Origin of the sequence: endosymbiont of unidentified scaly snail isolate Monju (genome assembly GCF_000801295.1) — a bacterium.
Taxonomy (GTDB): Bacteria; Pseudomonadota; Gammaproteobacteria; order Chromatiales; family Chromatiaceae; genus MONJU.
The window spans coordinates 2,555,321-2,579,356 of record NZ_AP012978.1; the positions used below are offsets into that span (position 1 = coordinate 2,555,321).

At 64.3% G+C, this 24,036-nt stretch carries 26 protein-coding genes; 10 read left to right on the forward strand and 16 right to left on the reverse strand.

Annotated features, from left to right (window positions below; translation table 11 throughout):
• Positions 1-76 precede the first annotated feature (76 nt).
• From EBS_RS12365 to uvrD, 4 genes are read right to left on the reverse strand one after another with little or no spacing between them, the layout of a single operon-like run.
• Positions 77-376, reverse strand: a complete 300-nt coding sequence (locus tag EBS_RS12365; RefSeq protein WP_171816254.1) for a transcriptional antiterminator, Rof — start codon at positions 374-376, stop codon at positions 77-79.
• Complete coding sequence (locus EBS_RS12370) at positions 363-551, reverse strand: CPXCG motif-containing cysteine-rich protein (RefSeq protein ID WP_052199584.1); 189 nt, start codon at positions 549-551, stop codon at positions 363-365. Before EBS_RS12370 ends, EBS_RS12365 begins: the two co-directional genes overlap by 14 nt.
• Positions 548-1,687 (reverse strand): radical SAM family heme chaperone HemW, encoded by a 1,140-nt coding sequence (hemW, locus tag EBS_RS12375; protein ID WP_148307765.1) that lies wholly within the window; start codon positions 1,685-1,687, stop codon positions 548-550. The genes EBS_RS12370 and hemW overlap by 4 nt, the downstream gene beginning before the upstream one ends.
• Positions 1,688-1,734: 47 nt before the next feature.
• A complete protein-coding gene (uvrD, locus tag EBS_RS12380) occupies positions 1,735-3,897 on the reverse strand; it encodes a DNA helicase II (RefSeq protein WP_043108948.1) in 2,163 nt (720 codons plus the stop codon).
• Between the two features lie 166 nt (positions 3,898-4,063).
• Between uvrD and EBS_RS12385 the strand changes: the two genes are divergently transcribed.
• The 10 genes from EBS_RS12385 to EBS_RS12430 all read left to right on the forward strand — a co-directional run bounded on the left by EBS_RS12385 (position 4,064) and on the right by EBS_RS12430 (position 12,500).
• On the forward strand, positions 4,064-4,867 hold the full coding sequence (locus tag EBS_RS12385; RefSeq protein WP_081999967.1) for a phosphate/phosphite/phosphonate ABC transporter substrate-binding protein: 804 nt from the start codon (positions 4,064-4,066) through the stop codon (positions 4,865-4,867).
• A complete protein-coding gene (locus EBS_RS14380) occupies positions 4,864-5,256 on the forward strand; it encodes a hypothetical protein (protein ID WP_043108950.1) in 393 nt (130 codons plus the stop codon). Before EBS_RS12385 ends, EBS_RS14380 begins: the two co-directional genes overlap by 4 nt.
• Positions 5,237-6,085 carry a GGDEF domain-containing protein gene (locus tag EBS_RS12395; RefSeq protein WP_171816255.1) on the forward strand — a complete coding sequence of 283 codons (849 nt, stop codon included), beginning with the start codon at positions 5,237-5,239 and terminating at the stop codon, positions 6,083-6,085. Before EBS_RS14380 ends, EBS_RS12395 begins: the two co-directional genes overlap by 20 nt.
• Before the next feature lie 154 nt (positions 6,086-6,239).
• A complete protein-coding gene (locus EBS_RS12400) occupies positions 6,240-7,601 on the forward strand; it encodes a sigma-54-dependent transcriptional regulator (protein ID WP_043108951.1) in 1,362 nt (453 codons plus the stop codon).
• A gap of 12 nt (positions 7,602-7,613) precedes the next feature.
• Entirely contained in the window at positions 7,614-8,096 is a 483-nt protein-coding gene (locus tag EBS_RS12405) for a response regulator (RefSeq protein WP_171816256.1), read from the forward strand.
• A gap of 17 nt (positions 8,097-8,113) precedes the next feature.
• On the forward strand, positions 8,114-8,563 hold the full coding sequence (locus EBS_RS12410) for a hypothetical protein (protein WP_148307766.1): 450 nt from the start codon (positions 8,114-8,116) through the stop codon (positions 8,561-8,563).
• 5 nt (positions 8,564-8,568) lie between these two features.
• Complete coding sequence (locus EBS_RS14385; protein ID WP_171816257.1) at positions 8,569-9,654, forward strand: hypothetical protein; 1,086 nt, start codon at positions 8,569-8,571, stop codon at positions 9,652-9,654.
• Positions 9,572-10,498, forward strand: coding sequence for an OmpA family protein (locus EBS_RS12420; protein WP_043108953.1), 927 nt, complete (start codon positions 9,572-9,574; stop codon positions 10,496-10,498). The genes EBS_RS14385 and EBS_RS12420 overlap by 83 nt, the downstream gene beginning before the upstream one ends.
• A gap of 2 nt (positions 10,499-10,500) precedes the next feature.
• Complete coding sequence (locus tag EBS_RS12425; protein WP_043108954.1) at positions 10,501-11,004, forward strand: Rab family GTPase; 504 nt, start codon at positions 10,501-10,503, stop codon at positions 11,002-11,004.
• On the forward strand, positions 11,001-12,500 hold the full coding sequence (locus EBS_RS12430; RefSeq protein WP_043108955.1) for an ATP-binding response regulator: 1,500 nt from the start codon (positions 11,001-11,003) through the stop codon (positions 12,498-12,500). Before EBS_RS12425 ends, EBS_RS12430 begins: the two co-directional genes overlap by 4 nt.
• 261 nt (positions 12,501-12,761) lie before the next feature.
• Here EBS_RS12430 and glmS read toward each other — a convergent pair whose 3' ends face one another.
• The 12 genes from glmS to EBS_RS12490 form a co-directional block, all read right to left on the reverse strand.
• The gene (gene glmS, locus EBS_RS12435) at positions 12,762-14,588 is read right to left on the reverse strand and encodes a glutamine--fructose-6-phosphate transaminase (isomerizing) (protein WP_043108956.1); all 1,827 of its coding nucleotides are present in this window, start codon (positions 14,586-14,588) and stop codon (positions 12,762-12,764) included.
• A gap of 13 nt (positions 14,589-14,601) precedes the next feature.
• Complete coding sequence (glmU, locus tag EBS_RS12440; protein ID WP_043108957.1) at positions 14,602-15,963, reverse strand: bifunctional UDP-N-acetylglucosamine diphosphorylase/glucosamine-1-phosphate N-acetyltransferase GlmU; 1,362 nt, start codon at positions 15,961-15,963, stop codon at positions 14,602-14,604.
• A 25-nt stretch (positions 15,964-15,988) separates the two neighbouring features.
• Complete coding sequence (locus EBS_RS12445; protein ID WP_043108958.1) at positions 15,989-16,489, reverse strand: FKBP-type peptidyl-prolyl cis-trans isomerase; 501 nt, start codon at positions 16,487-16,489, stop codon at positions 15,989-15,991.
• A 273-nt stretch (positions 16,490-16,762) separates the two neighbouring features.
• Entirely contained in the window at positions 16,763-17,191 is a 429-nt protein-coding gene (locus EBS_RS12450) for a F0F1 ATP synthase subunit epsilon (RefSeq protein ID WP_043108959.1), read from the reverse strand.
• Positions 17,192-17,234: 43 nt separating this feature from the next.
• Positions 17,235-18,614 carry a F0F1 ATP synthase subunit beta gene (gene atpD / locus EBS_RS12455; protein ID WP_043108960.1) on the reverse strand — a complete coding sequence of 460 codons (1,380 nt, stop codon included), beginning with the start codon at positions 18,612-18,614 and terminating at the stop codon, positions 17,235-17,237.
• A gap of 65 nt (positions 18,615-18,679) precedes the next feature.
• Positions 18,680-19,546, reverse strand: coding sequence for a F0F1 ATP synthase subunit gamma (gene atpG, locus EBS_RS12460; RefSeq protein ID WP_043108961.1), 867 nt, complete (start codon positions 19,544-19,546; stop codon positions 18,680-18,682).
• A 62-nt stretch (positions 19,547-19,608) separates the two neighbouring features.
• Complete coding sequence (gene atpA, locus EBS_RS12465) at positions 19,609-21,150, reverse strand: F0F1 ATP synthase subunit alpha (RefSeq protein WP_043108962.1); 1,542 nt, start codon at positions 21,148-21,150, stop codon at positions 19,609-19,611.
• A gap of 14 nt (positions 21,151-21,164) precedes the next feature.
• Positions 21,165-21,704, reverse strand: coding sequence for a F0F1 ATP synthase subunit delta (locus tag EBS_RS12470; protein WP_043108963.1), 540 nt, complete (start codon positions 21,702-21,704; stop codon positions 21,165-21,167).
• Between the two features lie 9 nt (positions 21,705-21,713).
• Entirely contained in the window at positions 21,714-22,184 is a 471-nt protein-coding gene (locus EBS_RS12475; RefSeq protein ID WP_043108964.1) for a F0F1 ATP synthase subunit B, read from the reverse strand.
• A gap of 52 nt (positions 22,185-22,236) precedes the next feature.
• Positions 22,237-22,470, reverse strand: a complete 234-nt coding sequence (atpE, locus tag EBS_RS12480) for a F0F1 ATP synthase subunit C (protein WP_043108965.1) — start codon at positions 22,468-22,470, stop codon at positions 22,237-22,239.
• Between the two features lie 52 nt (positions 22,471-22,522).
• Positions 22,523-23,386 carry a F0F1 ATP synthase subunit A gene (gene atpB / locus EBS_RS12485; RefSeq protein WP_043108966.1) on the reverse strand — a complete coding sequence of 288 codons (864 nt, stop codon included), beginning with the start codon at positions 23,384-23,386 and terminating at the stop codon, positions 22,523-22,525.
• A 10-nt stretch (positions 23,387-23,396) separates the two neighbouring features.
• Positions 23,397-23,765: an ATP synthase subunit I gene (locus EBS_RS12490; protein ID WP_052199588.1), complete on the reverse strand. Its 369-nt coding sequence runs from the start codon at positions 23,763-23,765 to the stop codon at positions 23,397-23,399.
• Between the last annotated feature and the right edge of the window lie 271 nt (positions 23,766-24,036).

A 24,036-nucleotide genomic window follows, 5' to 3' on the forward strand; every position in this document is an offset into this window, starting at 1 on the left:
CAGCAAAAGGGGGCTTGTCTTCGCGAATTAAAAGACGCGCTTCGGGACGCCGATTCCCATCATTTCCTTTGTACAATCAGCCAGTTACGTCACCAGCCTCCTGGGTGTCGGTTTTCTGGCGCCAGCAGACCCGACCAGCAGGATCAACAATCTGTCGCAAGCGGTCGAGACGTACCTCGCAGCGACCTCCGGACGTATCGAGCACCAGGTATTCGACACCATCGCGCACGCGCAGGTCCAGCAGCCGTCCCTCGCAGGCAGTCTCGCCGGCGTGCCCGAGCCAGTACACCCAACCGCGGAAGCTGTGCATCACCAACTGTTCCAGCTCACTGTGCACGGCGCAGGCGATGGGCCGATATCGGTCATTCGTCGTCACGTCGCACCTCCAGTCGCCAGTCATCGCCTTCCGGTCGCCACCACAGTTCGATGGGCCGACAGCAGACCGCACAGTCCTCGATATAGCGCTGCTCGCCGGCAGAGCGGTCCACCCACAGCTCCAGCGGCTCGCCGCAATAGGGACAGCAGATACTGGTCATCTCCAGGCCACTCATTCACCGACCTCGAACAGCAACAGCAGATCGTCGAGAAAACGCCGGCCCAGCGCGGTGGGGCGCAGCACGGCCGGATCGTCCTCCAGCAGCCCGCGGGCCCGCGCCTGCGCCAGCGGTGTCTCGATCACCGCCAGCGACAGGCCTGTGCGCTCGCGGAACAGGGTTGCAGGCACCCCCGAGTGGAGCCGCAGGGCGTTCATGAGGAACTCCAGAGGCAATTCATTTGCCGATAGTATGCGCTCACTTCCTGACGCCGCGGGGGCAGCCAGGTAATCGCGCGGATGGCGAGGGCGGCTGTAGCGCCGCACCCGGCCGTCGGGCGCGCTGAGCTTCCCGTGCGCGCCAGCGCCGATGCCCAGATAGTCACCGAAGGTCCAGTAATTGCGATTGTGCCGCGCCGCCCGCCCCGGGCGCGCATGCGCCGAGATCTCGTACTGGCGGAATCCGGCCCCGGCCAGCAGCGCCAGTCCGGCCTCCATGATGTCACCAACCGTATCGCCGTCGGGCAGCGCCGGCGGCCGGGCATGAAACAGGGTGTTGGGCTCGAGGGTGAGCTGGTACCAGGACAGGTGCTCGGGCGCCAGCGCCAGCACCGCGTCCAGGTCCGCCAGCGCGGCCTGCAGATCCTGTCCCGGCAGGCCGTACATGAGATCCAGGTTGAGGTTGTCGAAACCGGCCGCCCGCGCCCAGCCCACTGCCTGGCGGGCCTCGGCGGCATCGTGCACCCGGCCGAGCGCACGCAGACGCTGGTCGTCCAGGCTCTGCACCCCGATCGACAGGCGATTCACCCCCGCCGCCCGGTAGTCGGCGAACCGCGCCGCCTCGGCCGTGCCGGGATTGGCCTCCAGCGTGATCTCGGCAGCGTCCGTCAGATCCAGCCGCGCTGCGATCCCCTCCAGCAGCCGCCCGATCGCCGCTCCCGAGAACAGACTGGGCGTACCACCACCGATGAACACTGTCTCCACCGCACGACCCGCGACCCGCGGCGCCTGCACATCCAGATCGGCGAGCAGGGCATCGACATACTCGGCCTCTGGCACCTCGCCGCTGACCGCATGCGAATTGAAATCGCAATAGGGGCACTTGCGGAGGCACCAGGGGATGTGCACGTACAGGCCCAGCGGCGGCGGGATCACGACCCCCTCCCGGCCGCCGCCAACAGGGGACGGCCGCTGAGAAGGACTCACAGCAGGCTGAGGTTGGCGTAGGCGACTACCAGCCACTTGGCGCCGACACCTTCGAAATTGACCTGAACGCGTGCGCCGTTGCCCTGACCCTCGGCATTGAGCACCACGCCCTCGCCGAACTTCGGGTGGCTGACACGCTGGCCCAGAGCGAAGCCGGTGACCTCGCGCGCCGCATCCAGCGAACCGCCGGCCGGTCTCCAGGGACGATTCACCTGCGGGCGAGCGCGCACCTCTTCGACCAGGTCCGACGGGATCTCGCGCAGAAAGCGCGAGGGCAGGGGGTAGGTGTCATCCCCATGCAGGCGCCGGCTCTCGGCGTGGGTGAGCCAGAGCTGGCGCATGGCGCGGGTCATGCCCACGTAGCACAGGCGGCGCTCTTCCTCGAGGCGTTGCGGATCCTCGGCGGACATGCTGTGCGGGAACAGGCCCTCCTCCATGCCGCCGATGAATACCAGCGGAAACTCCAGGCCCTTGGCCGAGTGCAGGGTCATCAGCTGCACCGCGTCCTCCCACTGGTCGGCCTGGTTGTCGCCGGCCTCCAGCGAGGCGTGCGCCAGGAAGGCATCCAGTTCGCCCATCTCCGCCTCGGCCTCGGGGAGCTCGAACTGGCGCGCCGCATTGATCAGTTCCTCGCGGTTCTCGATGCGGTCCGGCCCCTTGCCGTCGCGCGACTTCTCGAAGTGCTCGCGCAGGCGCACGCGTGCGAGCAGGGTCTCGACCCGTTCGGCCAGATCGAGCATCGCCGTCTCGGCGGCGATCTCCTCGATCAGTTCCAGGAAACCGCACAGGGCACCGGCGGCACGCGTGCTCATGGCGCCGCCGCGCAGCAGGTCCTCGCTGGCCACCCACAGCGAGCAGCCGAAGTCGCGGGCATGGTTGCGGATCGCCTCCAGCGTCTTGGCGCCGATGCCGCGCGGCGGCTGGTTCACCGCACGCTCGAAGGAAGGGTCGTCGTGGCGGTTGGCCAACAGACGCAGGTAGGCGAGCGCGTCCTTGATCTCGGCACGCTCGAAGAAACGCAGACCACCATAGACACGGTACGGAATGCCGGTCTGGATCAGCGCCTCTTCGAACAAGCGTGACTGCGCGGTGGTGCGGTAGAGGATGGCGATCTCGCGTCGCGCCAGCCCCTGCTCGCTCGCTTCGGCGATGCGATCCACGACGAAGCGCGCCTCGTCGGTCTCGTTGAAGGCGGCATACACGCGGATCGGCTCGCCCTCGGCGTCCTCGGTCCACAGTTCCTTGCCCAGGCGGCCGGGGTTGTTGGCGATCACCGCATTGGCCGCGCGCAGGATGTTGCCGGTCGAACGGCAGTTCTGTTCCAGGCGGACCAGCCGGGCATTGGGGTAGTGCTTCTGGAAATCGAGGATGTTCTCCACCCGCGCGCCGCGCCAGCCATAGATGGACTGATCGTCGTCACCGACCACGAACAGCCGGTCATCAGTGCCGGCGAGCAGGCGCAGCCAGGCGTACTGGATGGCGTTGGTGTCCTGGAACTCATCGACCAGCACCGCGCCAAAACGCTCGCGGTAGTGTTGCAGGATGTCCGGCCGGTCGCGCCACAGTTCGTGCGCACGCAGCAAAAGCTCGGCAAAGTCCACCACCCCGGCACGCCGGCAGGCCGCCTCGTATTCGCGGTAGATGGCGATCAACTGACGCTGGTAGGGATCGCCTCCGTCGTCGAGGTGCTCGGCGCGCAGCCCTTCGTCCTTGTTGTGATTGATGAACCACTGTACCTGGCGCGGCGGCCATTTGTGCTCGTCGAGGTTCATCTCGCGCACGAGGCGGCGCACCAGGCGGAACTGGTCGTCGGCGTCGAGGATCTGGAAACCCTGCGGCAGGCTGGCGTCTTCCCAATGTGCACGCAGCAGGCGATGCGCCAGGCCATGGAAGGTGCCGATCCACATGCCACCGGCGGGCTGGCCGAGCAGGGACTCGATACGTCCACGCATCTCGCGCGCGGCCTTGTTGGTGAAGGTCACCGCGAGGATGTTCCAGGGCGAGAAACCCTCGACCTGCAACAACCAGGCGATACGGTGCACCAGCACCCGAGTCTTGCCCGAGCCGGCACCGGCGAGCACCAGCATACTGCCAGGCGGCGCGGTGACCGCCTCGCGCTGCGCCTCGTTGAGGCCATCGATGATGGGTGTGACATCCATGGCTTCATTGTACCGGAGCTGACTGTGGCATATCGCGCCCCACCGGGAAATCACCGGCCGTGCTCCGTGCAGCCCCGGATTGCCCGGTGGCAACTTCAAGTTTCGCCTGGTCTGGCCGATACTTTGCCGAGAAGGCGCGATAACAACGACTGGAACCAACGGAATTATGAAACACCTCCTGCCCGCGCCGAGACTGTTGATGCTGGCGCTTGTCCTGTACTCGACCAATGTCCTGGCCGCACGTTGCACCGAGACTCACCCCTGCCTGTTTGGGGTGTTTCCGCATACCGGCACGGCCCAGCTGAGGGATACCTATTCAGTAGTGGCCGAGGATCTGTCCCTCACATTGGACACCCCGGTCCATCTGGCCTCGGGCCCTGTCGGTGGTGGCTTTCGCAAAATGCTGGACCAAGGGGAATGGGATATCGCCCTGGTGGGACCGGGCAACTTCATCCTGCACGCACAACCCGCTGGTTACTTGCCCATAGCCTCCACCGGACGCCAGATCATCTATCAGCTCACAACCCTGGCAGAACGACAGATCCGGACACCGAAACAGTTGCGCGGACACCGACTCGGCACCATGCTGCCGGATTCCAGCACCTGGCTGGTCACCATGGACCTACTCGAACAATACCACCTGGCACCCGCCAGGGATGTGGAGATCGTTCATTTTTCATCTCAGCGTGGTTGCCTTCACGCCCTCGTGATCGGGCGGGTCGAAGCATGCGTACTGGCCCGCCCGATCTTTCGTATCCTGCAACAGCAATATCAGGCCCGCTTTCTCATTCTTGCCGAAACACCGGAATATGCCGGACCACTCTACGTGGTGCACCCCAATCTGTCTGAATCACTGCGCCAGCGCATTGCCGACTACCTGCAGTCCCGGCCTGGCACAGGTCCGGTCAACCTGTCCGCACTCGACCCCTACCGGGAGATTGTCCGGCGACTGGGAAGGTTGTCCCCATGAAGATCCGCTGGTGGCACTCGCTGCGCCTGCGCATCGCCCTGGTCATCTTCCTGCTCGAAGCCGTGCTGCTGATCGTGGTGCTGTGGGAGACACAATCTCATGCCCTGTTCCGGGCCCGCCAGCTGATCCAGGAACAGGACGATATCGCACTGGCCCTGCTGGCCGCGGACGCTGAGCAAGCCATGATGACCCTGGCCTACGACCATCTGACCGATCTATTTCGCCAGGCCGCCGCCAAGGCACACATCGATGATATCGTGCTCACCGATGAACGTGATATCGTCCTCGCCAGCAGCGATGCAGCGCTATTGGGACGATCCTCGCTCAGCTCGCCCGACACCCCCGGTCACTACTCAAGCGCCTTGTCATTTGAAAACCCCTGGTGGTGAAACCGGTCTGCTACGGATCGTATTTTCCGACGACCGCCTGACACAGGTCTATCGTGAATCCTTGCGTCTTGGTCTTGCTATCGGCCTCTTCGGAATGCTGATCATTGCACTGGCAGGCATCGGCCTCGGACATCTGCTCACCCGGCGTCTCGACCGCCTCACCCGGCAGGCCGAAGCGATTGCTTCAGGCCACGATATCCGACCCGTGGTAATCGACGGCGCCGACGAGATCACCGCCCTGAGTCAGGCCTTCAACCACATGGTCAGAACCCTGGACCGCCACGCCCGGCGCATGAAACGCATGGCATATCAGGACCCTCTGACCGGCCTGGCCAACCGCCGGGCCTTCCGGCAGTGCCTGGAACGCGCGCTCAGCAGCGCGCAACACTATCAGATCCGGCATACCCTGATGTACCTCGATCTCGATCACTTCAAACAGGTCAATGACCGTTGCGGCCATGAAGCTGGCGATCGCCTGCTCGCGGAGCTCTCGGCGCTTCTGCGCAAGACCCTGCGCCTGCGTGACACAGTCGCCCGGCTTGGGGGCGACGAATTCGGAATACTGCTCGATCGCACGAGCCTGGAAGAAGCCCGGCAGGTCGCCGAGAAGCTGCGGCGTGCCATTGCCAACCTCCGTTTCCGCGCCTGCGGACAGGTTTTTCGTGTGGGTGTCAGTATCGGTCTGACGGAGGTCACGAGCGACATTCAAGATATCGAGCATCTGCTCAGACTGGCCGACCAGGCCTGCTATGCCGCCAAGGAAAAAGGGCGCAATGCGATCGTCGCCGCCCATCATGGGGACACCGACACTGGCGTACAGCTGACCTGACCCCCTCCAAGCCTTGTGCCGAAGGACTGCATGTGGGCCTTTGTCCCATATTCGAGATCACGACGGACCGCAACGCCCATCGTCTGTGATCGACGTCACCGGATGTCCGTTTTCAGACTGGACTTTTGCCTGACAGGCCGTCCAGAATGAGTGGATGGACTCTAGCCAAGAAGCCACCGAAAAGGATCCACCCCTGATCCTGGTGGTCGACGACGACACCGACCACCTGATCCTGGTACAGCGCTGGCTGATCCAGGCGGGCTACCTCGTCGATGGCGCCAGCCAGGGGCGGCAGGCGCTTGCACGCATCGAGCGCCAGCGGCCCGACATGGTCATCACCGACCTGTTCATGGACGAGATGGACGGCCTGGCCCTGATCGAGCAGATCCACCAGCGCGATCCACTGCTGCCCATCATCATGGTCAGCGGACAGGCCGATATCGCACATGCCGTGGAGGCCACACGGCGTGGCGTGGTGGACTTCCTGGTCAAGCCGGTAGACCGGGAAACACTACTGACGCAGGTCGCCGAGACCCTCCAGCTCGGCGCCCCTGGCTCCATTGGGCGGTCGGACTTCTGTTCTCGCTGTATTCACCGATCGACCAGCACCAGCGAACTGCTCGAACGCGCGCGGCAGGCGGCGGCCAGCGAGACCCCCGTGCTGATTACCGGCCCCACCGGAAGCGGCAAACAGATGATCGCCGAGTGCCTGCACCATGCCAGTGCACGCGCCGACAAGCCCTTCGTGGCCCTGCGCTGTGGCGCCCTGCCCGAACGCCTGCTGGAATCCGAACTGTTCGGGCATGTCACAGGCGCCTTCACCGGGGCTACCGAAGACCATCGCGGCCTGTTGCAGACGGTCCAGGGTGGAACCCTGGTCCTCAAGGACATCGACGAGTTGCCGCTGTCGGCGCAGACCCGCCTGTTGCAAACCGTGGAAGAGATGCAGGTTCGTCCGCTCGGCGGCGACCGCGCCTTCCCCACCGACGTGCGCATCATCGCCACCACCCGGGTCGATCTCGGCGAGGCCGTGCAGAACGGACAGTTCCGCGAAGACCTCTACTACCACCTCAAGGTGATCCCGCTACAAGTGCCCAGCCTGGCCGAACGGCGTGAGGACATCCCCGCGCTGGCCGAGCACTTTCTCGACGAACTGGCCCGCGAGGGCGAGACGCCCAAGCGCTTCGCCCCGGATGCCCTGCGCCTGCTCATCGGCGCCGACTGGCCCGGCAACGTGCGCCAGCTGCAGAACGTGGTGGCGCATTGTCAGGCGATGACACCGGGCGACATCATCCCCGAGACCATGGTGACCGAAGCACTCGAGGGGCTTTCCACCACGCCACCGACTTTCGATGAGGCGCGGGCAGCCTTCGACCGGCGCTATCTCTCGAGTCTGCTGCGCGCAACCAACGGCAATGTCACCAACGCCGCCCGCCTGGCGGGCCGCAACCGCACCGAGTTCTACAAACTGCTGCGTCGTCACCGACTCGAGCCAAAGGACTACCGGCAGGGCTGAGACTTCTGCGTCGTGGAAACACAACGCTCCGCGGTCATCCTCTCGGCAAGCAATTTGCGACAATACGGCGCTTACTACCGCAATGGCACAAGGACTGCTATGAAACCGCGCATACTCATTGTCGAAGATTCCCTTTCTCAGCGCCAAACCGTTTGCCGTCAGCTGGCACGCTGCCATTTCGACCCGGTGAGCGCAGAAAACGGGCTGGAGGCCCTTCGGCTGGCGCGGATGCAGCCACCAGAACTGATCCTGATGGACATCGATATGCCTGAACTCGACGGTCTTGATACCTGTCGCGAGCTGCAACGGGATCCCTTGACCCGCCATATTCCTGTCGTCATGCTGTCGTCCTGTACCGAGAAATCCTGTCAGCTTCGCGCACTGATGCGCGGCGCCATCGCCTACCTGACCAAGCCCGTGACCCGGGCGCAGCTGTGCCATACAATGACGCGTTGCCTCTTGCAACCACCGACCTGGTTTGTCAGCGAAGCCTGACGCGAAGACCAAAGACTATGGCCAGAAAAGCAGACTCATCGCAGGAAAATACCACCAGCGCACCTGCCGATACCATGCAGCAGGTGCGCGAACTGCTGTTTGGCGAATACCAGCGGCAGGTCGAGGCCCGACTGGACAAGGTCTCCTCCGACCTGGAGCGGCTGCGACAGGACACAGAACACGAGCGTTCTGCTCTCGAGCAGCTGCTGGCGCAACGTATCGAGCAACTCGACGAGCAGACCGGCACCGACCTCGAGGCACTGGAATCTTCGCTGCGTAACGAGCTGCAGACGCTCAAGACCACTCTGGAGCAACGCATCGACGATCTCCACACCCTCATGGAATCCGAACTCCAGTGTTTCAAGGAGGAAACCCGTCAACAGCTCGACCAGTTGGAGGCCGCCAAGGTGAGCCGCAAGCAACTGGCCGGACTGATGCGGCAACTGGCCGACACTCTGGAAACCTGAAAAGCGTGAGCAGGAGCCCCTCCGCGAGCAGGCGACCCGTCACGACGGCCTCGGGTGATGAGGCGTTGCAGGCCCTCAAGTCGCTGCTGCTCGACGAGGAAAAGGCCCAGATCGAGCACCTGACCGAGCGTCTGGAAAACCCGACACTGCGCACCGAGGACGTGGCCGATGTCCTTCCCGACGCCCTCCGCCAGAGCGACCAGCAAGGCCTCGAACTCACCGAAGCCCTGACCGCACCGGTCACCCGTTGCATCGAATCGTCCATCCAGCAGAACCCCGAGGGATTCGCCAATGCCCTCTACCCGGTGATGGGGCCGGCGATCCGTCAGTCGATCACCAACACCCTGCGTGGCCTGCTCGAGAACATCAACCGCACGTTCGAGCACAGCCTGTCTATCCAGGGGTTCAAGTGGCGGCTGGAGGCCATGCGCAGCGGCATCCCCTTCGGCGAGGTGGTGCTGCGACATACCCTGGTGTACCGTGTCGAACAGGTGTTCCTGATCCAGCCGGACAGCGGACTGCTGATGCAGCACCTGACCGCCGAGACGGTGGCCGACAGCGACCCCGATGCCATCTCGGGCATGCTCACCGCCATTACCCAGTTCGTGCGCGACGCCTTCCGGGCCGAGCACGACCAGGGCCTGGAAAGCGTGGAGCTGGGCGATCATACCGTGATCCTGGCGCATGGCCCCTACGCCTACCTGGCCGCCGTGGTGCGCGGCATCGCACCCTCGAGCCTGCGCGAACACTGTCAGGGCGTGCTCGAAAAACTCCATGCTCGTTACGCTTCGCTGTTGCAGAACTTCGACGGCAACGCGCTCGCACTGGAATCGGCTCGCCCGCTGCCTGCTGTCGCAACAACGCGAGGACGACAAGCCGCGACGCGGTCTCTCGCCGGCCCTGCTCGGGCTCCTGCTCCTGCTCATCGCCGCTGGGGGCTGGTGGGCCTACGGGGCCTGGCAGGACCACCAAGCCGAGGCCCGGCGCCTGGCACTGCAACAGGCTCTGGTGGAGCGCCTGCGCACCACGCCCGGGATTATCGTCACCGACGCCCGTTTCGGTCCCACGCTGTCACTGCGCGGCCTGCGTGACCCGCTGGCTCCCGCCCTGGCGCCCCTGCTGAACGGCAGCGGCCTGGCGCCGGATGCGCTGCGGACCACCTTCGCACCCTACCTCGACCTGTCTCCCTCGCTGGTGCTGGAGCGCGCCCGCCACAAGCTCCACCCTCCCGAGGGTGTAGACCTGCACCTGCGCGGCACCACCCTCGTGGTCTCTGGCGTGGCCGATGACGCCTGGATCACGCGACTGCGCCTGCAGGCCCCCCTGTTGCCCGGTATCGACACGGTCGAGGACCAACAGCTGAAGTCCTCCTCGGCCTGGCTGATGCAACAGGTCCGTGAGCGCCTCTCTCCGCTGCCCAAGGCAGTGAAACTGCGCCTGCAGGGAAAACGGCTCGAGATCACCGGGCTGGCACCACTCGCCTGGATCGATCAGGCCACCTCCCGGCTGCAGGACCTGCCGTTGCATGACATCCGCACCCAGGGACTCGAATCCCGGGAAACCCGCCGCTTCGACATACTGCAGTCCCAGATCGACGGCACCGCTGTCTACTTCGAGGAGGGCACCCGGCTTGGTGAAGAACAGCAACGGCAGTTGCAGATCCTGGCCGGTGACCTGCGGGAACTCGCCGACCTGGGCGGGAAGCTGGCACGGCGCTTCCACCTGTTGATCGTTGGACGCGCCGACGGGGTCGGCCTGCCTGCACACAACGAAGAACTGGCAATGGCCCGTGCGCGTACGATCCGACAAAACCTGATCGAGCAGGGCGTACCGGAAGCCCTGCTGCAGACAGCGACCCGAATCGCCCCCACGCCCGGCTTCGATCCGCTGTTGCGACGCGCAGAATTTCGCATCGTTACCAAACAGGGTGACTGAAGATGCTGGCACGCAAGATCTGCATGGTCGGTGACTTTGCCGTTGGCAAGACGAGCCTGGTGGCCCGTTATGTCCACAGCACCTTCTCTTCCGAGTATCACACCACCATCGGCGTCAAGGTGGACAGCAAGGTGCTGGAGCTGCCATCGGGCGATCGCTTGAAGCTCATTCTCTGGGACATTGCCGGCACCAGCGCCCTGAGCACCGTGGAAAAGACCTATCTGCGGGGCAGCAGCGGCTACCTGCTGGTCGCCGACACCACGCGGCGCAACACCCTGGATTCCGCCATTTCCTTGCAGGAAAAGGCCGAATCCATCATCGGTCAACAGCCGTTCGTCCTGTTGCTGAACAAGATCGACCTGGAAGCCCAGTGCGAACTCGATCTGGACACGGTGCGGCAACTGAAGTCACGGGGCTGGGAGTCGGTCTACAGCAGCGCGCTGTCCGGCCAGGGCGTGGAAGAGGCCTTCGGCCGACTGGGAGAACATCTGGCAGGGATGACATGAACGATAACGTGGACCCCATCGAACGCCTTCAGGGTTACCTGCAGACTGCACGGATGCAAGGAGTAAAGCCCTTCTATTTGCTGATCGATGACGACTTCCGCCTGCGCGCGCCCCGTGGCCAGGCGCGCTTCTACGGCTTCGACGGCCTTTCTCCGGACAGCGATCTCTCCGACCAGTTGCTGTTCCTGGTGGGCCAGGACCAGGATCCCGGCGCCACCCTGCACCTGCCGATGCTGGAGCTGCCCAATGGCACCTACTGTGAACTGCACGCGATCCGCCTGAAGAACGGCTGGGGCCTGGCTTTCTGCGACGCCAGCATCCAGCAGCAGCTCCAAGCCCGTTACCAGCAGATGGCGCACGAACTGGCACTGGCCCAGTACCAGCTGAAACACCAGCACCAGCAACTGCAGGAGGCCAACGAGGCCAAGTCACGTTTCATCGCGCGCATGTCGCACGAATTCCGTACCCCACTGTCGTCCATCCTCGGCTTCACCGAGCTGGCACACGAGGACATGGGCGATCCCTGGCGACTGAATGCCGATCTCGAGGCCATCTCGCGCGGCGCCAATTACCTGCTGTCGCTGGTGGACAACCTGCTCGATCATGCCGTGCTCGAACAGGGCGAGCTGATCATCCATCCCACGTCCTGCGAACCCTATCGCCTGATTGACGACCTGGAACAGCTGTTCCAGCCGGCGGCGCACCAGAAAGGTCTGTCGCTTGCCTGGTGGCTGGATGCGGGGGTGCCCGATCACCTATGGATCGACGAGGTCAGGCTACGCCAGGTCATGGTCAACCTGATCGGCAATGCCATCAAGTTCACCCAGGAGGGCGGCATTACCGTCTCCATGGAATGGCACGACGAGCGCCTCAAGGTCCAGGTGGAAGACACCGGCAGCGGCATCTCGGAGAGCGAACAGGCCCGACTGTTCGAGGCCTTCATGCAGGCCGACGCCGGCAAGAGTGCGCGCGGCGCCGGGCTGGGACTGACCATCAGCCGCGAGATCGTGCGCCGCATGGGCGGTGACCTGACCCTGCGCTCCAGGCCCGGCAGGGGCACACGGATACGTTTTGACATCAAGGCTCCGGCACGCGCGGGCAGCGAGGCCGGCAAGGTCTCGCTGGAGGGCATGCGCATCTTGCTGCTGGAGCAGGATCCGGACATCCGCAAGCTGTTGACGATCTTCCTCAAGACCGCCGGTGCGGAGCTGCTGGAGGCCGGGGGACAACAGAAGGCCCTGGAACTGCTGTCGAAAAAACCGCAGCTCGCTCTCTGTCACCTGCTTGATCCCCCGCAACACCGCCTGCTGCTGCGGGTCCTGCGACAGGCGGGATTCCAGGGACCGGTGCTTGCCATCGGCTCGCAGGACGACCAGGACCTGCTCAACGAGATCCTGCGCGCCGGCTATGCCGATCTCATTACCACGCCCATCCGCCGTACCGAACTGCTGGCCCGCCTCACCGAGGTGCACTCCAAACAGGAAGATCGGGCCTAGCCCGGATATTCACCCGTATTCCGGGAACCGGCGGAATTCGCAGCCGGTGTGACGCCGATTTGCAGCGAACGCCACACCTGCGTCATCGCTTGAGTGAACATCCAGCCACAGCGCGCGAGAAACCGCCAGAATCAGGATTGGACAGCACCGGAAACCAGCGGCAACCGGCTACTGCCGCGCGTTCCCGAAATTGTCCTTCGAGTCATCAAGCGCTTGCCATCCGGGTGTTGTTCGACGAGCGAAACACCCAGGCCCGCGCCGTCACTCCACCGTGACCGATTTGGCCAGGTTGCGAGGCTGGTCCACGTCGGTGCCCTTGAGTACCGCCACATGATAGGCCAGCAGCTGCAGGGGCACGCTGTACACGATGGGTGCGGTGCCCGGGCAGATGTCATTCAGGGTCAGGTTCTGGTAGCGGTCGAGCGGAATCTCCACATGCCGGTCGCTGAACAGGAACAGCTCGCCACCGCGCGCGCGTACCTCCTGCAGATTGGACAGCACCTTCTCCAGCAAGGGGTCGTCGGGCAACGCGCAGACCACCGGCATGCGCTCGTCCACCAGCGCCAGCGGGCCGTGCTTGAGCTCGCCGGCGGGATAGGCCTCGGCATGAATGTAGGAGATCTCCTTGAGCTTGAGCGCGCCCTCCAGGGCCACGGGATAAAAGGCCCCGCGTCCCAGGAACAGGGCATCGTCCAGGTCGGCAAAGGCGTTGGCCATCTCCGCGATGGCATCGCTCAACTCGAGCACCACCTCGACCTGGCGCGGCAAGGCCTCGAGCTCCTCGACCATTGCCCGCTCGGCCTCGGCGTCCAGATCACGGCGCCGCGCCAGGGCGATGGTCAGCAGGCGCAGTGCCACCAGCTGGGTGGTGAAGGCCTTGGTCGAGGCCACGCCAATCTCGGGGCCTGCCCGGGTCATCAGCGCAACGTCCGATTCACGCACCAGCGAGCTCTCGGGCACGTTGCACACCACCAGGCTGCCGATGTAACCCATGTCCTTCGCCGCGCGCAGTGCGGCCAGGGTGTCGGCGGTCTCGCCCGACTGCGAGATACTCACGAACAGGCAGTCCTCGGGCACCACCACCTTGCGATAGCGGTATTCGCTGGCGACCTCGACCTGTGCCGCCACGCCGATCTCTTCCAGCCAGTATTTCGCCACCAGCCCGGCATGGTAGCTGGTGCCGCAGGCGATGATGTGTACCACGCGGGTGCGATCGAGCAGCTCCGTCGCCACGTGACCAAAGCTCTCGTCGATCAGGCGGCCCTTGTACACGCGGCCTTCGAGGGTCTCGGCGATTACCGCCGGCTGCTCGAAGATCTCCTTGAGCATGTAGTGCCGGTAAGGCCCCTTGTCCGTGGTGCTGGAGGACAGCTGCGAGAGGCGTTCCTCGCGTTCCACCCGCTTGCCTGTGGCATCGTGGATGCGTATCTCGTCGCGGGTGATCTCCGCGAGATCGCCTTCTTCGAGAAAGACGAAGCGCTGGGTCACGGGCAACAGGGCGAACACATCGGAGGCGATGAAGTTTTCACCCACGCCCAGACCGATCACCAGCGGGCTGCCGGAACGCGCCACCACCAGGCATTCGGGGTCTTGCGGATCGATCACTGCCAACGCATAGGCGCCGACCAGGCGTGTGACGCCCTGGCGCACCGCCTCGCGCACCGGCAGGCCCTGCTCCAACAGGTCGGCCAGCAGGTGGGCAATGACCTCGGTGTCGGTCTCGGAATGAAACGCGTAGCCGCGTGCCTCCAACTCGGCACGCAATTCCGCGTGGTTTTCAATGATGCCGTTGTGCACGATGGCCACGCGCTCGCCGCTCATGTGTGGGTGAGCATTGCGTTCAGCGGGTATGCCGTGGGTCGCCCAGCGGGTGTGGGCGATACCGAGGTTACCGTGCATCTCGACCCCTTCGAGCAGGCGTTCGAGCTGCGCTACCTTGCCCACCGCACGCATGCGCTGCAGGCACCCACGCTCAGGACAGAGCGCCAGGCCGGCGGAATCGTAACCGCGGTACTCGAGTCGGCGCAGGCCTTCGAGCAGGATAGGGGTGACGTCACGCTGGGCGATGGCACCGACGATGCCGCACATGGTTCCCTCCGGTTCAGCGTTTCTTCTCGGGCCGCTTCCAGCCCTCGATGGTGGTCTGACGGGCCCGGGTCAGGGTCAGGCGCTCCTCGGGGGCGTCCTTGCTGATCACCGAGCCGGCGCCGATGGTCGCCCCGCGACCGACCGAGACCGGCGCCACCAGCGCGGTGTTCGAGCCGATGAAGGCCTGGTCGCCGATGCGGGTGCGATGCTTGTTGGCCCCGTCGTAGTTGCAGGTGATGGTGCCGGCCCCGATGTTGACTCCGCGCCCGATGTCGGCATCACCGACATAGCTCAGGTGATTGACCTTGCTGCCTTCGCCGATCTCCGCGTTCTTGATCTCGACGAAGTTGCCCACGTGATTGCCGCCGGTGAGTTCGGCACCGGGGCGCAGACGCGCAAAGGGGCCGACACGAGAGCCCGTGCCGATTTTCGCCTGCTCGATCACGCAATGCGCCAGCACTTCCACACCATCATCGATGTGGCAGTCACGCAACACGCAATGCGGCCCGATGCGCACACCCTCGCCGAGCGTGACCTCACCCTCGATCACCACGTCGATGTCGATCTCGCAGTCGAGGCCATGGCGCAGGCTGCCGCGCAGATCGAAGCGCGCGGGGTCACGCAGGGTGAGCCCGGCACGCATCAGGGCCTCGGCCTGGCGGCGCTGCCAGGCGCGCTCGAGCGAGGCGAGCTGGAGGCGGTCGTTCACGCCCTCGGCCTCGACCGGCTCGGCCGGCTGCGCCACTGCCACGGCCAGACCCTCGGCCACGGCCATCGCCAGCACGTCTGTCAGATAATATTCGCCCTGGGCGTTGTCCTTGCCCAGCCGCCCCAGCCAGTCGGCCAGACGACCTCCCGGCAGAACCATGATCCCGGTGTTCACCTCGCGGATGGCCAGCTGCTGCGGCGTGGCGTCCTTCTGCTCGACGATGCACTCGACCTGGCCGGCGCCGTCGCGGCAGATGCGTCCATAGCCGGTCGGGTCCTCCAGGGTGACGGTGAGCAGACCGAAACTGTCGCCAGCCGCATCCAGCAGGCCTTGCAGGGTCTCGGTGCGGATCAACGGTACATCACCATAGAGCACCAGTACCTGATCAAGCCCGGCCAGGTGAGGCAGGGCCTGGGCCAGCGCGTGTCCGGTGCCGAGCTGCTCGGCCTGCTCGGCCCAGATCAGGTCGTCACCCGTGATGGCAGCGCGCACCTGCTCGCCGCCGTGACCGTGGACAATGACGAGGCGCGCTGGCTGGAGCGCACGCGCGGTATCGATCACGTGTTGCAGGAGGGGTCGGTCGCCCAGGTGGTGCAGCACCTTGGGGAGACGAGATTTCATGCGGGTTCCCTGTCCCGCGGCCAGTATCACGATGCCCAGTGTCATCCTTGGGCCCTCGACTTGCAGTGATTCAGTTGACGGTGGGGTGAGTCGGTGCCTGCACCGCGTGGATCCCCGAGACCTTCTCCTCCCCCGGACGCGCATCGCGCACCTCGACAATCTTCACGTGGATGGTCAGGTGCTTGCCCGCCAACGGGTGGTTGCCGTCCACGGTCAGCTTTCCGTCCTCGATCCTGGAAACGTAGAAGGTCTTCACCTCGCCGGCCTCGTTCTGCATCTGCACCTCGGCACCGACGCGACGAAACTCGGGCGGGACGTTCTCGATGTCGTCAGTAAAGGTGAGCGAGGGGTCGTGCGGACCGTAGGCATCCTCGGGCGCCAGCTGGACTTCCACCTCGTCGCCGACCTTCTTGCCCAGCACGGCACGGTCGAGGCCGCCGATCAGCTCGGTGTCGCTGCCGTAGACAAAACCGATAGGCAGGTCGTGCTGCTCGACCACGCGGCCCTCATCGTCGACGATGCTGTAGGTGATGCCGACATACTTGCCGGGCTGGATGATCTCTTCGCTCATGATGTGTTCCGGTACCAGGGATTTGCCGGTGAAGGTCGCCGATTATAGCGGATGTTCGACCCGGTGACGGGCCTCCTGCCAGCGAACGGTTCGGCCCCGGGGAAGGGAGTCCGACGTTTGCTGCGAGTCGTTCAATCCCCCAACGAGCCCCCGCAGGAGCGGCGTCCCCGCCGCGAACCACCCGCAGGCAGGGCGACAGCGGAGACCGGAAACGAAAAGACCCCGCAGCGAAGGCTGCGGGGTCCTTCCGGAGGGATCGCGACGACCGCGCGCCTACTTGCCCTTGCCCTTGCGCAAACGCTCGATGGCTCGCAGCTGGGCGATGGCCTCGGCAAGCTCGGCCTGTGCGCGGGCCAGATCCATGTCCGCGGCCTGGTTGGCCAGGGCATCCTCGGCACGGCGCTTGGCTTCCAGCGCGGCGGCCTCATCGAGGTCGACGGCACGCACGCCGGTATCGGCGAGCACCGTGACCTTGAAGGGCTGCACCTCGATCAGGCCACCGGAAACATAGAAGTGCTCCATCTCCTTGCCCTGACCGGGGTCGATCCGCACCTCGCCGGGCTTGAGCGGACTGACCAGCGGCGCGTGACGCGGCGCGATGCCGATCTCGCCCATCACCGCCGGGGCGTACACCATCTCGCCCTGGCCGCTGAAGAGCTGGCCCTCGGCGCTCACGATATCGACATGTATGGTCATAGCCATGATTCTAGCTCCTGGTGCTTGAACCGTGCGGTGCGATCGCCGCTCAGCTCATCTGCTCTGCCTTGGCCACGGCCTCGTCGATGTTGCCGCACATGTAGAAGGCCTGCTCGGGCAGGTGGTCGTACTCGCCGGCCAGGATCGCCTTGAAGTTGGCGATGGTCTCGCTCAGCGGCACGTACTTGCCGGGCGCGCCGGTGAACACCTCGGCCACGAAGAAGGGCTGCGACAGGAAGCGCTGGATCTTGCGCGCGCGCTGCACGATCATCTTGTCCTCTTCGGACAGTTCGTCCATACCAAGGATGGCGATGATGTCCTTCAGCTCCTTGTAGCGCTGCAGCACGCCCTGCACCCCGCGCGCCACCTCGTAGTGCTCCTGGCCGACCACGTGCGGGTCCAGGATGCGCGAGGTGGAGTCCAGCGGGTCCACGGCCGGGTAGATACCCAGCTCGGCGACCTGGCGCGACAGTACCAGCGTGGCGTCCAGGTGCGCGAAGGTGGTGGCCGGCGAGGGGTCGGTCAGGTCGTCCGCCGGCACGTACACGGCCTGGAAGGAGGTGATGGAACCGGTCTTGGTGGAGGTAATGCGCTCCTGCAGCACGCCCATCTCTTCGGCCAGGGTCGGCTGGTAACCCACCGCGGAGGGCATGCGGCCCAGCAGTGCGGACACCTCGGTGCCGGCCAGGGTGTAACGGTAGATGTTGTCCACGAACATCAGCACGTCGCGGCCTTCGTCACGGAAGTACTCGGCCATGGTCAGGCCGGTGAGCGCCACGCGCAGACGGTTGCCGGGCGGCTCGTTCATCTGGCCGTAGACCAGGGCCACCTTGTCGAGTACGCCACCCTCGGACATCTCGTGGTAGAAGTCGTTACCCTCACGGGTCCGCTCACCGACACCGGCGAACACCGAGAAACCGGAGTGCTCTACCGCGATGTTCCGGATCAGCTCCATCAGGGTCACGGTCTTGCCCACGCCAGCACCGCCGAACAGGCCGACCTTGCCGCCCTTCTGGATGGGCATGATGAGGTCGATGACCTTGATGCCGGTTTCGAGGATCTCGGTCTGGGTGGACTGGTCCTCGAGCTTGGGCGCAGCCCGGTGAATGGGCATGCGCTCTTCGGTGGCGATGGGGCCGGCCTCGTCCACCGGATTGCCGAGCACGTCCATGATGCGGCCCAGGGTAGCCTGGCCAACCGGTACGCTGATGGGTGCGCCGGTGTTCACCACTTCCAGACCGCGCTTGAGGCCGTCGGTGGAGCCCATGGCGATGGTCCGCACCACGCCGTCGCCCAGTTGTTGCTGGACTTCCAGGGTCAGACCCGCTGATTCGATCTTCAATGCATCGTAAATCTTCGGCATGGTATCGCGTTCGAACTGAACGTCCACCACCGCGCCGATAATCTCGACGACCTTACCCGTGCTCATTGGCGTTTCCTCTCAGTCTTCAATCTTTCGCAGTCGGACTGCGACCGATAATTCAAAATCTATGTTCACGATACCGCCGCGGCGCCGCTGACGATCTCGGAGATCTCCTGGGTGATCGCGGCCTGGCGCGCCTTGTTGTAGACCAGCTGCAGCTCGTCGATGATGTTGCCGGCATTGTCGGTGGCCGACTTCATGGCCACCATGCGCGCGGCCATCTCGCAGGCCCCGTTCTCGACCACGGCCTGATACACGACCGACTCCATGTAGCGCTGCAGGAGTGCATCGAGCACCTGCTTGGCGTCCGGCTCGTAGATGTAGTCCCAGTGATGCTTGAGTTCCTCGGCATCGTCGCCCTCGGGTAGCGGCACCAGCTTCTCGATGGTCGGTTGCTGGGTCATGGTGTTGACGAACAGGTTGTAGGCCAGACGGATCTCGTCGACCTCGCCTTCCATGTAGGCATCCAGCATGACCTTGACCGGGCCGATCAGGGCCTCCAGCTCGGGGCGGTCGCCCAGATGGGTGACCTGGGCGCGCACATTGCCACCGACACGACGGAAGAAACCCAGTGCCTTATTGCCGACCAGGCAGTAGCTGATCTCGCGACCGGCCTCGCGCTCGGCGCGGATCTCGCGCACCATCTTGCGAAACAGGTTGGTATTGAGACCGCCACACAGTCCACGGTCGGATGACACGATGATATAGCCGATGCGCTTGACCTCGCGCGCCTGCATGAAGGGGTGCCGATACTCGGGATTGGCCAGGGCCACGTGCCCGATCACCTGGCGCATCTTCTCCGCGTAGGGACGCGAGGCGTCCATGCGATCCTGTGCGCGCCGCATCTTGGACGCCGCGACCATCTCCATCGCACTGGTGATCTTCTGCGTGCTCTTGATGGAGGAGATCTTGGTGCGTATCTCTTTCGCGCCTGCCATCTGTTTTCTCGCTCGTTACCTGAAGGCCCGGGAACCGGCGGCCCGTGGGCCGCCGCCCGTGATTACCAGGTGCTGTTGGCCTTGAAATCCTTCAACACGTCGTGGAAGGCCTGTTCGATCTCGTCGTTCCAGTCGGCGGTTTCATTGACCTTGGTCATCAGGTCGGCGTAGTTGGCGTGCATGTAGGCGTGCAATGCCGCCTCGAAATCCACCACCTTGGTGACCTCGATATCGTCCAGGTAGCCTTCGTTGGCAGCGAACAGCGAAATCGCCATCTCCGCCACCGACAGCGGGCTGTACTGGGGCTGTTTCATCAGTTCGGTCACGCGCTGGCCGCGTTCAAGCTGCTTGCGGGTGGCCTCGTCCAGGTCGGAGGCGAACTGCGAGAACGCCGCCAGTTCACGGTACTGGGCCAGGGCCAGACGCACACCGCCGCCGAGTTTCTTGATGATCTTGGTCTGCGCCGCACCACCCACACGCGACACCGACAGACCGGCGTTGATGGCCGGGCGGATGTTGGCGTTGAACAGGTCCGACTCGAGGAAGATCTGGCCGTCGGTGATCGAGATCACGTTGGTCGGCACGAAGGCGGACACGTCGCCGGCCTGCGTCTCGATGATCGGCAACGCGGTGAGCGAGCCGGTCTTGCCCTTGACCTCGCCGTTGGTGAACTTCTCCACGTACTCTGCATTGACCCGGGCGGCACGCTCGAGCAGGCGCGAGTGCAGGTAGAAGACGTCACCGGGATAGGCCTCGCGGCCCGGCGGGCGACGCAGCAGCAGCGACACCTGGCGATAGGCCCAGGCCTGCTTGGTCAGGTCGTCGTAGACGATCAGCGCATCTTCGCCGCGGTCGCGGAAGTATTCGCCCATGGTGCAACCAGCATACGGTGCGATGAACTGCAGCGCAGCCGACTCGGCAGCGGGAGCGGCAACGATGATGGTGTGCTCCATGGCACCATGCTCTTCGAGCTTGCGCACCAGCGCGGCAATGGTGGAGTTCTTCTGGCCCACCGCCACGTAGATGCACTTAACGCCGGTGCCCTTCTGGTTGATGATGGTATCGATGGCAATGGCGGACTTGCCGGTCTGGCGGTCACCGATGATCAGTTCGCGCTGACCACGACCGACCGGGACCATGGCGTCGATGGCCTTGATGCCGGCCTGCACCGGCTGGTCCACCGACTGGCGAGCGATGACGCCGGGCGCGATCTGCTCGATGGGCGCAGAGCACTTGGCTTCGATCGGACCCTTGCCGTCAATGGGGTTGCCCAGGGCGTCGACCACACGACCCAGCAGTTCGGGGCCGGTGGGCACTTCGAGGATCTTGCCGGTGCACTTGACCGGGTCACCTTCGGAGATACTCTTGTAGTCGCCCAGCACCACGGCACCGACCGAGTCGCGCTCGAGGTTCAGCGCCAGGCCGTACACGCCACCGGGAAACTCCAGCATCTCGTAGGACATGGCGTCGGCCAGCCCGTGGATACGGACGATACCGTCGGTCACGCTGACCACGGTACCTTCGTTGTGAGCCTCGGCAGAAACATCGAATTTCTCGATCTTCTTCTTGATCAGCTCGCTGATTTCAGAGGGGTTCAGTTGCATGGTTGCGTACCCTGTTAAAGTCCTAATTCGTGCGCCAACTGGTTGAGCTGCCCGGCCACGGAGCTGTCGATGACCATGTCACCGGCGCGCAGGCGGAAGCCGCCGATCAGTTCGGGGTCTTCGTGGCTGGCGATGCGCACCTCGCGCCCCAGCTTCGCCTTCAGCGCGTCGGCCAGCAGTTTTTCCTGCGCCGGCTTGAGCGGGTAGGCGGTGGTCAACTCGACCTCGACGGTGCCCTCGTGCTCGGCCTTGCGCTGTGCGAACAGCGCGGCGATCTCGGGGAGCACGCCCAGGCGGTTGTTCTCGGCGAGCAGGCGGACCAGGTTCTGGCCCTCCTCGCTGAGCCGGCCGCCACCGATTTCCAGTACCAGCTCGGCCTTCTGCTCGCGGCTCAGGCCGGGACCGGCAAGCACGCCGGCCAGCGTAGGATCGGCTGCGGCGGTGGCCAGCATCTCCAGCATTTCCGACCACAGGTCGAGCTTGTCGGTCTCGACCGCGCGCTGAAACACCGCTTCGGCGTAGGGGCGGGCGGTAGTTGTTGCGTCTCCAGCCATGGCTCTGCCTTAAATCTGCTTGGCGACCGCTTCGACGATGTCCTTGTGCGCGTCGGCGTCGATCTCGCGGCGCAGGATCTTCTCGGCGCCGGCCACTGCCAGCTCCGCCACCCGGCTACGCAATTCCTCGCGCGCCCGGTTCACTTCCTGCTCGATCTCGGCCTGGGCCGCGGCCAGCTGGCGCGCGCCCTCTTCCTGGGCCTTGGTCTTTGCCTCTTCGACGATCAGGGCAGCCTGCTTCTCGGCCTTGGCGGTGATCTCGGCCGCCTGCTGCTTGGCCTCGTGCAGGTATTCCTTGGCGCGCTCGCGCGCCATTTCCTGCTCGTGCTGGCCGCGCTCGGCTGCAGCCAGACCGTCGGCGATCTTTGCCTTGCGCTCGTCCATCGCCTTGACCAGCGGGGGCCATACGAACTTCATGGTGAACCATACGAACACCGCGAAGGACACCAGCTGGGCAATCAGTGTCAGGTTGATATTCATCCCGAAACCTCGTTCAGACGAGAGTGGATTACATGTACTGCGAGGGTCGTCCTTACAGCGCGAACATCACGTACATGCCCAGGCCGACCGCGATCATGGGAACGGCGTCGGTCAGACCCATGACGATGAAGAACTGGGTACGCAGCATCGGGATGAGTTCCGGCTGACGCGCGGCGCCTTCCAGGAAGCGACCGCCGAGCACGCCGATGCCGATGGCAGCGCCGACAGCGCCGAGGCCGAGCATGATTGCAGCTGCGATGATGAGCAGGGCTTGTGCCATTTCCATGATTGTCTCCTGTAAGTATCAATCAGGTGAGTAGTTGAAGATCAGTTCGAAATCAGTGGTGTTCGGCGTGCGCCATGTCGAGGTACACGATGGTCAGCGTCATGAAGATGAACGCCTGCAGCGTGATGACCAAGATGTGGAAGATGGCCCACACCAGTTGCAGGGTCCCGCCGAAAATACCCATTACCCAGCCGGCGCTGTAGATCAGCGAGATCAGGATGAAGATCATCTCGCCGGCATACATGTTGCCGAACAGACGCAGCGACAGCGAGATGGGCTTGGCGATCAGGTTTACGCCCTCCAGGATCAGGTTGATGACCGTAGTAAAGGGTTTGAGCAGGAGATTGTTGGTCTGGAACGGCATGCCGGTCAGCTCGCCCACGAAGCCACCCACGCCCTTCATCTTGATACTGTAGAAGATGATCAGGAAGAACACACCGAAGGCCATGGCAAAGGTGACGTTGGGATCGGTGCTGGGCACCACCTTCATATAATGGATGCCGAGCGCACTGCTGATCCAGGGGATCAGATCCACAGGCACCAGGTCCATGAGATTCATCAGGAACACCCAGGCGAAGATGGTCAGCGCCAACGGGGCCACCAGGTCGTTCTTGGCACTGAAGGAGCCACGCACGCTCTCGTCGACGAACTCGACGATCATCTCGACGAAGTTCTGCAGGCCACTGGGTACACCGGCACTGGCCTTCTTTGCGGCCTTGTAGAAATAGAAGGCGAACAGCGACGCCAGGCTGATGGACCAGAAGAGGGTGTCGACATGGATGGCCCAGAAACCCATTTCCTTCGCTTCCTCGGCGGTGTGCGCCAGCATCCAGCCGTGATCCGGGTGGTTGCCGAAGGTGAGGTTGGTCAGGTGGTGCTTGATGTATTCCGCAGAGGTGATTTCGTTACCAGCCATCTTCTGTCTCTCAGCGGGCGATACGATTCGCCAGCAGCGGGGGTAAAACCTGTACGATCAAAAACGCGCCGAACACGGCCACCGGGTTGATGTCTTCCAGCCAGGCCACCGCCAGGCCGAATACCGTGGCGACAGTCAGAATCTTGGCCAGCTCGCCACCATAGAAACGTGCCACCAGCCGGCCAGGCTCCTGCGCCCGGTAGGCACCAAACACCCAGAGAGCGAACACCGCGCTACCCAGCGTGGCGGCACTGCCGCCGATCAGCACGTCCCGCGCGATCCGCCATCCCAGCAGGGCGGCAGGCCCCGCGATGACCAGCATGGCGATCGCCTGGGCCACCACCAGACGGCTGGCGCGTCGGGTATCCGTGTTGTGCATGCTGTGGTCCGCCAGGTACCCGTTCCGGCACGTCAAAGCGGGGCGCAGTATAAGCAGATGATGTAATAAGGTCAAACGATAGTTTGATAAAAAATCACATGGGTTGCGCAGTCAGGGAGCAGGGGAGGCCCGACGCCGGAGAACAGGATGAGATGTTGCGGTCGTCCGCATTCCCGCCCTGAGAGGGTTGGCGACCCTGTCAGGGTGCAGCAAGAAGCACTCCGAGGCACGGCGTCATCGCCCCGAGGGGTTCGACCCGGGGAGGGGTCTC

Bases quoted from the DNA above. Each gene is read 5' to 3' on its own strand.
- uvrD (WP_043108948.1), bottom strand. From the start codon at position 3,897: ATGGATGTCACACCCATCATCGATGGCCTCAACGAGGCGCAGCGCGAG.
- EBS_RS12400 (WP_043108951.1), top strand. From the start codon at position 6,240: ATGGACTCTAGCCAAGAAGCCACCGAAAAGGATCCACCCCTGATCCTG.
- atpA (WP_043108962.1), bottom strand. From the start codon at position 21,150: ATGCAACTGAACCCCTCTGAAATCAGCGAGCTGATCAAGAAGAAGATC.
- EBS_RS12475 (WP_043108964.1), bottom strand. From the start codon at position 22,184: ATGAATATCAACCTGACACTGATTGCCCAGCTGGTGTCCTTCGCGGTG.
- EBS_RS12410 (WP_148307766.1), top strand. From the start codon at position 8,114: ATGGCCAGAAAAGCAGACTCATCGCAGGAAAATACCACCAGCGCACCT.
- glmS (WP_043108956.1), bottom strand. From the start codon at position 14,588: ATGTGCGGCATCGTCGGTGCCATCGCCCAGCGTGACGTCACCCCTATC.
- EBS_RS12425 (WP_043108954.1), top strand. From the start codon at position 10,501: ATGCTGGCACGCAAGATCTGCATGGTCGGTGACTTTGCCGTTGGCAAG.
- EBS_RS12470 (WP_043108963.1), bottom strand. From the start codon at position 21,704: ATGGCTGGAGACGCAACAACTACCGCCCGCCCCTACGCCGAAGCGGTG.
- atpD (WP_043108960.1), bottom strand. From the start codon at position 18,614: ATGAGCACGGGTAAGGTCGTCGAGATTATCGGCGCGGTGGTGGACGTT.
- atpE (WP_043108965.1), bottom strand. From the start codon at position 22,470: ATGGAAATGGCACAAGCCCTGCTCATCATCGCAGCTGCAATCATGCTC.
- EBS_RS12445 (WP_043108958.1), bottom strand. From the start codon at position 16,489: ATGAGCGAAGAGATCATCCAGCCCGGCAAGTATGTCGGCATCACCTAC.
- atpG (WP_043108961.1), bottom strand. From the start codon at position 19,546: ATGGCAGGCGCGAAAGAGATACGCACCAAGATCTCCTCCATCAAGAGC.
- glmU (WP_043108957.1), bottom strand. From the start codon at position 15,963: ATGACACTGGGCATCGTGATACTGGCCGCGGGACAGGGAACCCGCATG.
- EBS_RS12385 (WP_081999967.1), top strand. From the start codon at position 4,064: ATGAAACACCTCCTGCCCGCGCCGAGACTGTTGATGCTGGCGCTTGTC.
- EBS_RS12430 (WP_043108955.1), top strand. From the start codon at position 11,001: ATGAACGATAACGTGGACCCCATCGAACGCCTTCAGGGTTACCTGCAG.
- EBS_RS12450 (WP_043108959.1), bottom strand. From the start codon at position 17,191: ATGGCTATGACCATACATGTCGATATCGTGAGCGCCGAGGGCCAGCTC.
- EBS_RS12370 (WP_052199584.1), bottom strand. From the start codon at position 551: ATGAGTGGCCTGGAGATGACCAGTATCTGCTGTCCCTATTGCGGCGAG.
- EBS_RS14380 (WP_043108950.1), top strand. From the start codon at position 4,864: ATGAAGATCCGCTGGTGGCACTCGCTGCGCCTGCGCATCGCCCTGGTC.
- atpB (WP_043108966.1), bottom strand. From the start codon at position 23,386: ATGGCTGGTAACGAAATCACCTCTGCGGAATACATCAAGCACCACCTG.
- EBS_RS12490 (WP_052199588.1), bottom strand. From the start codon at position 23,765: ATGCACAACACGGATACCCGACGCGCCAGCCGTCTGGTGGTGGCCCAG.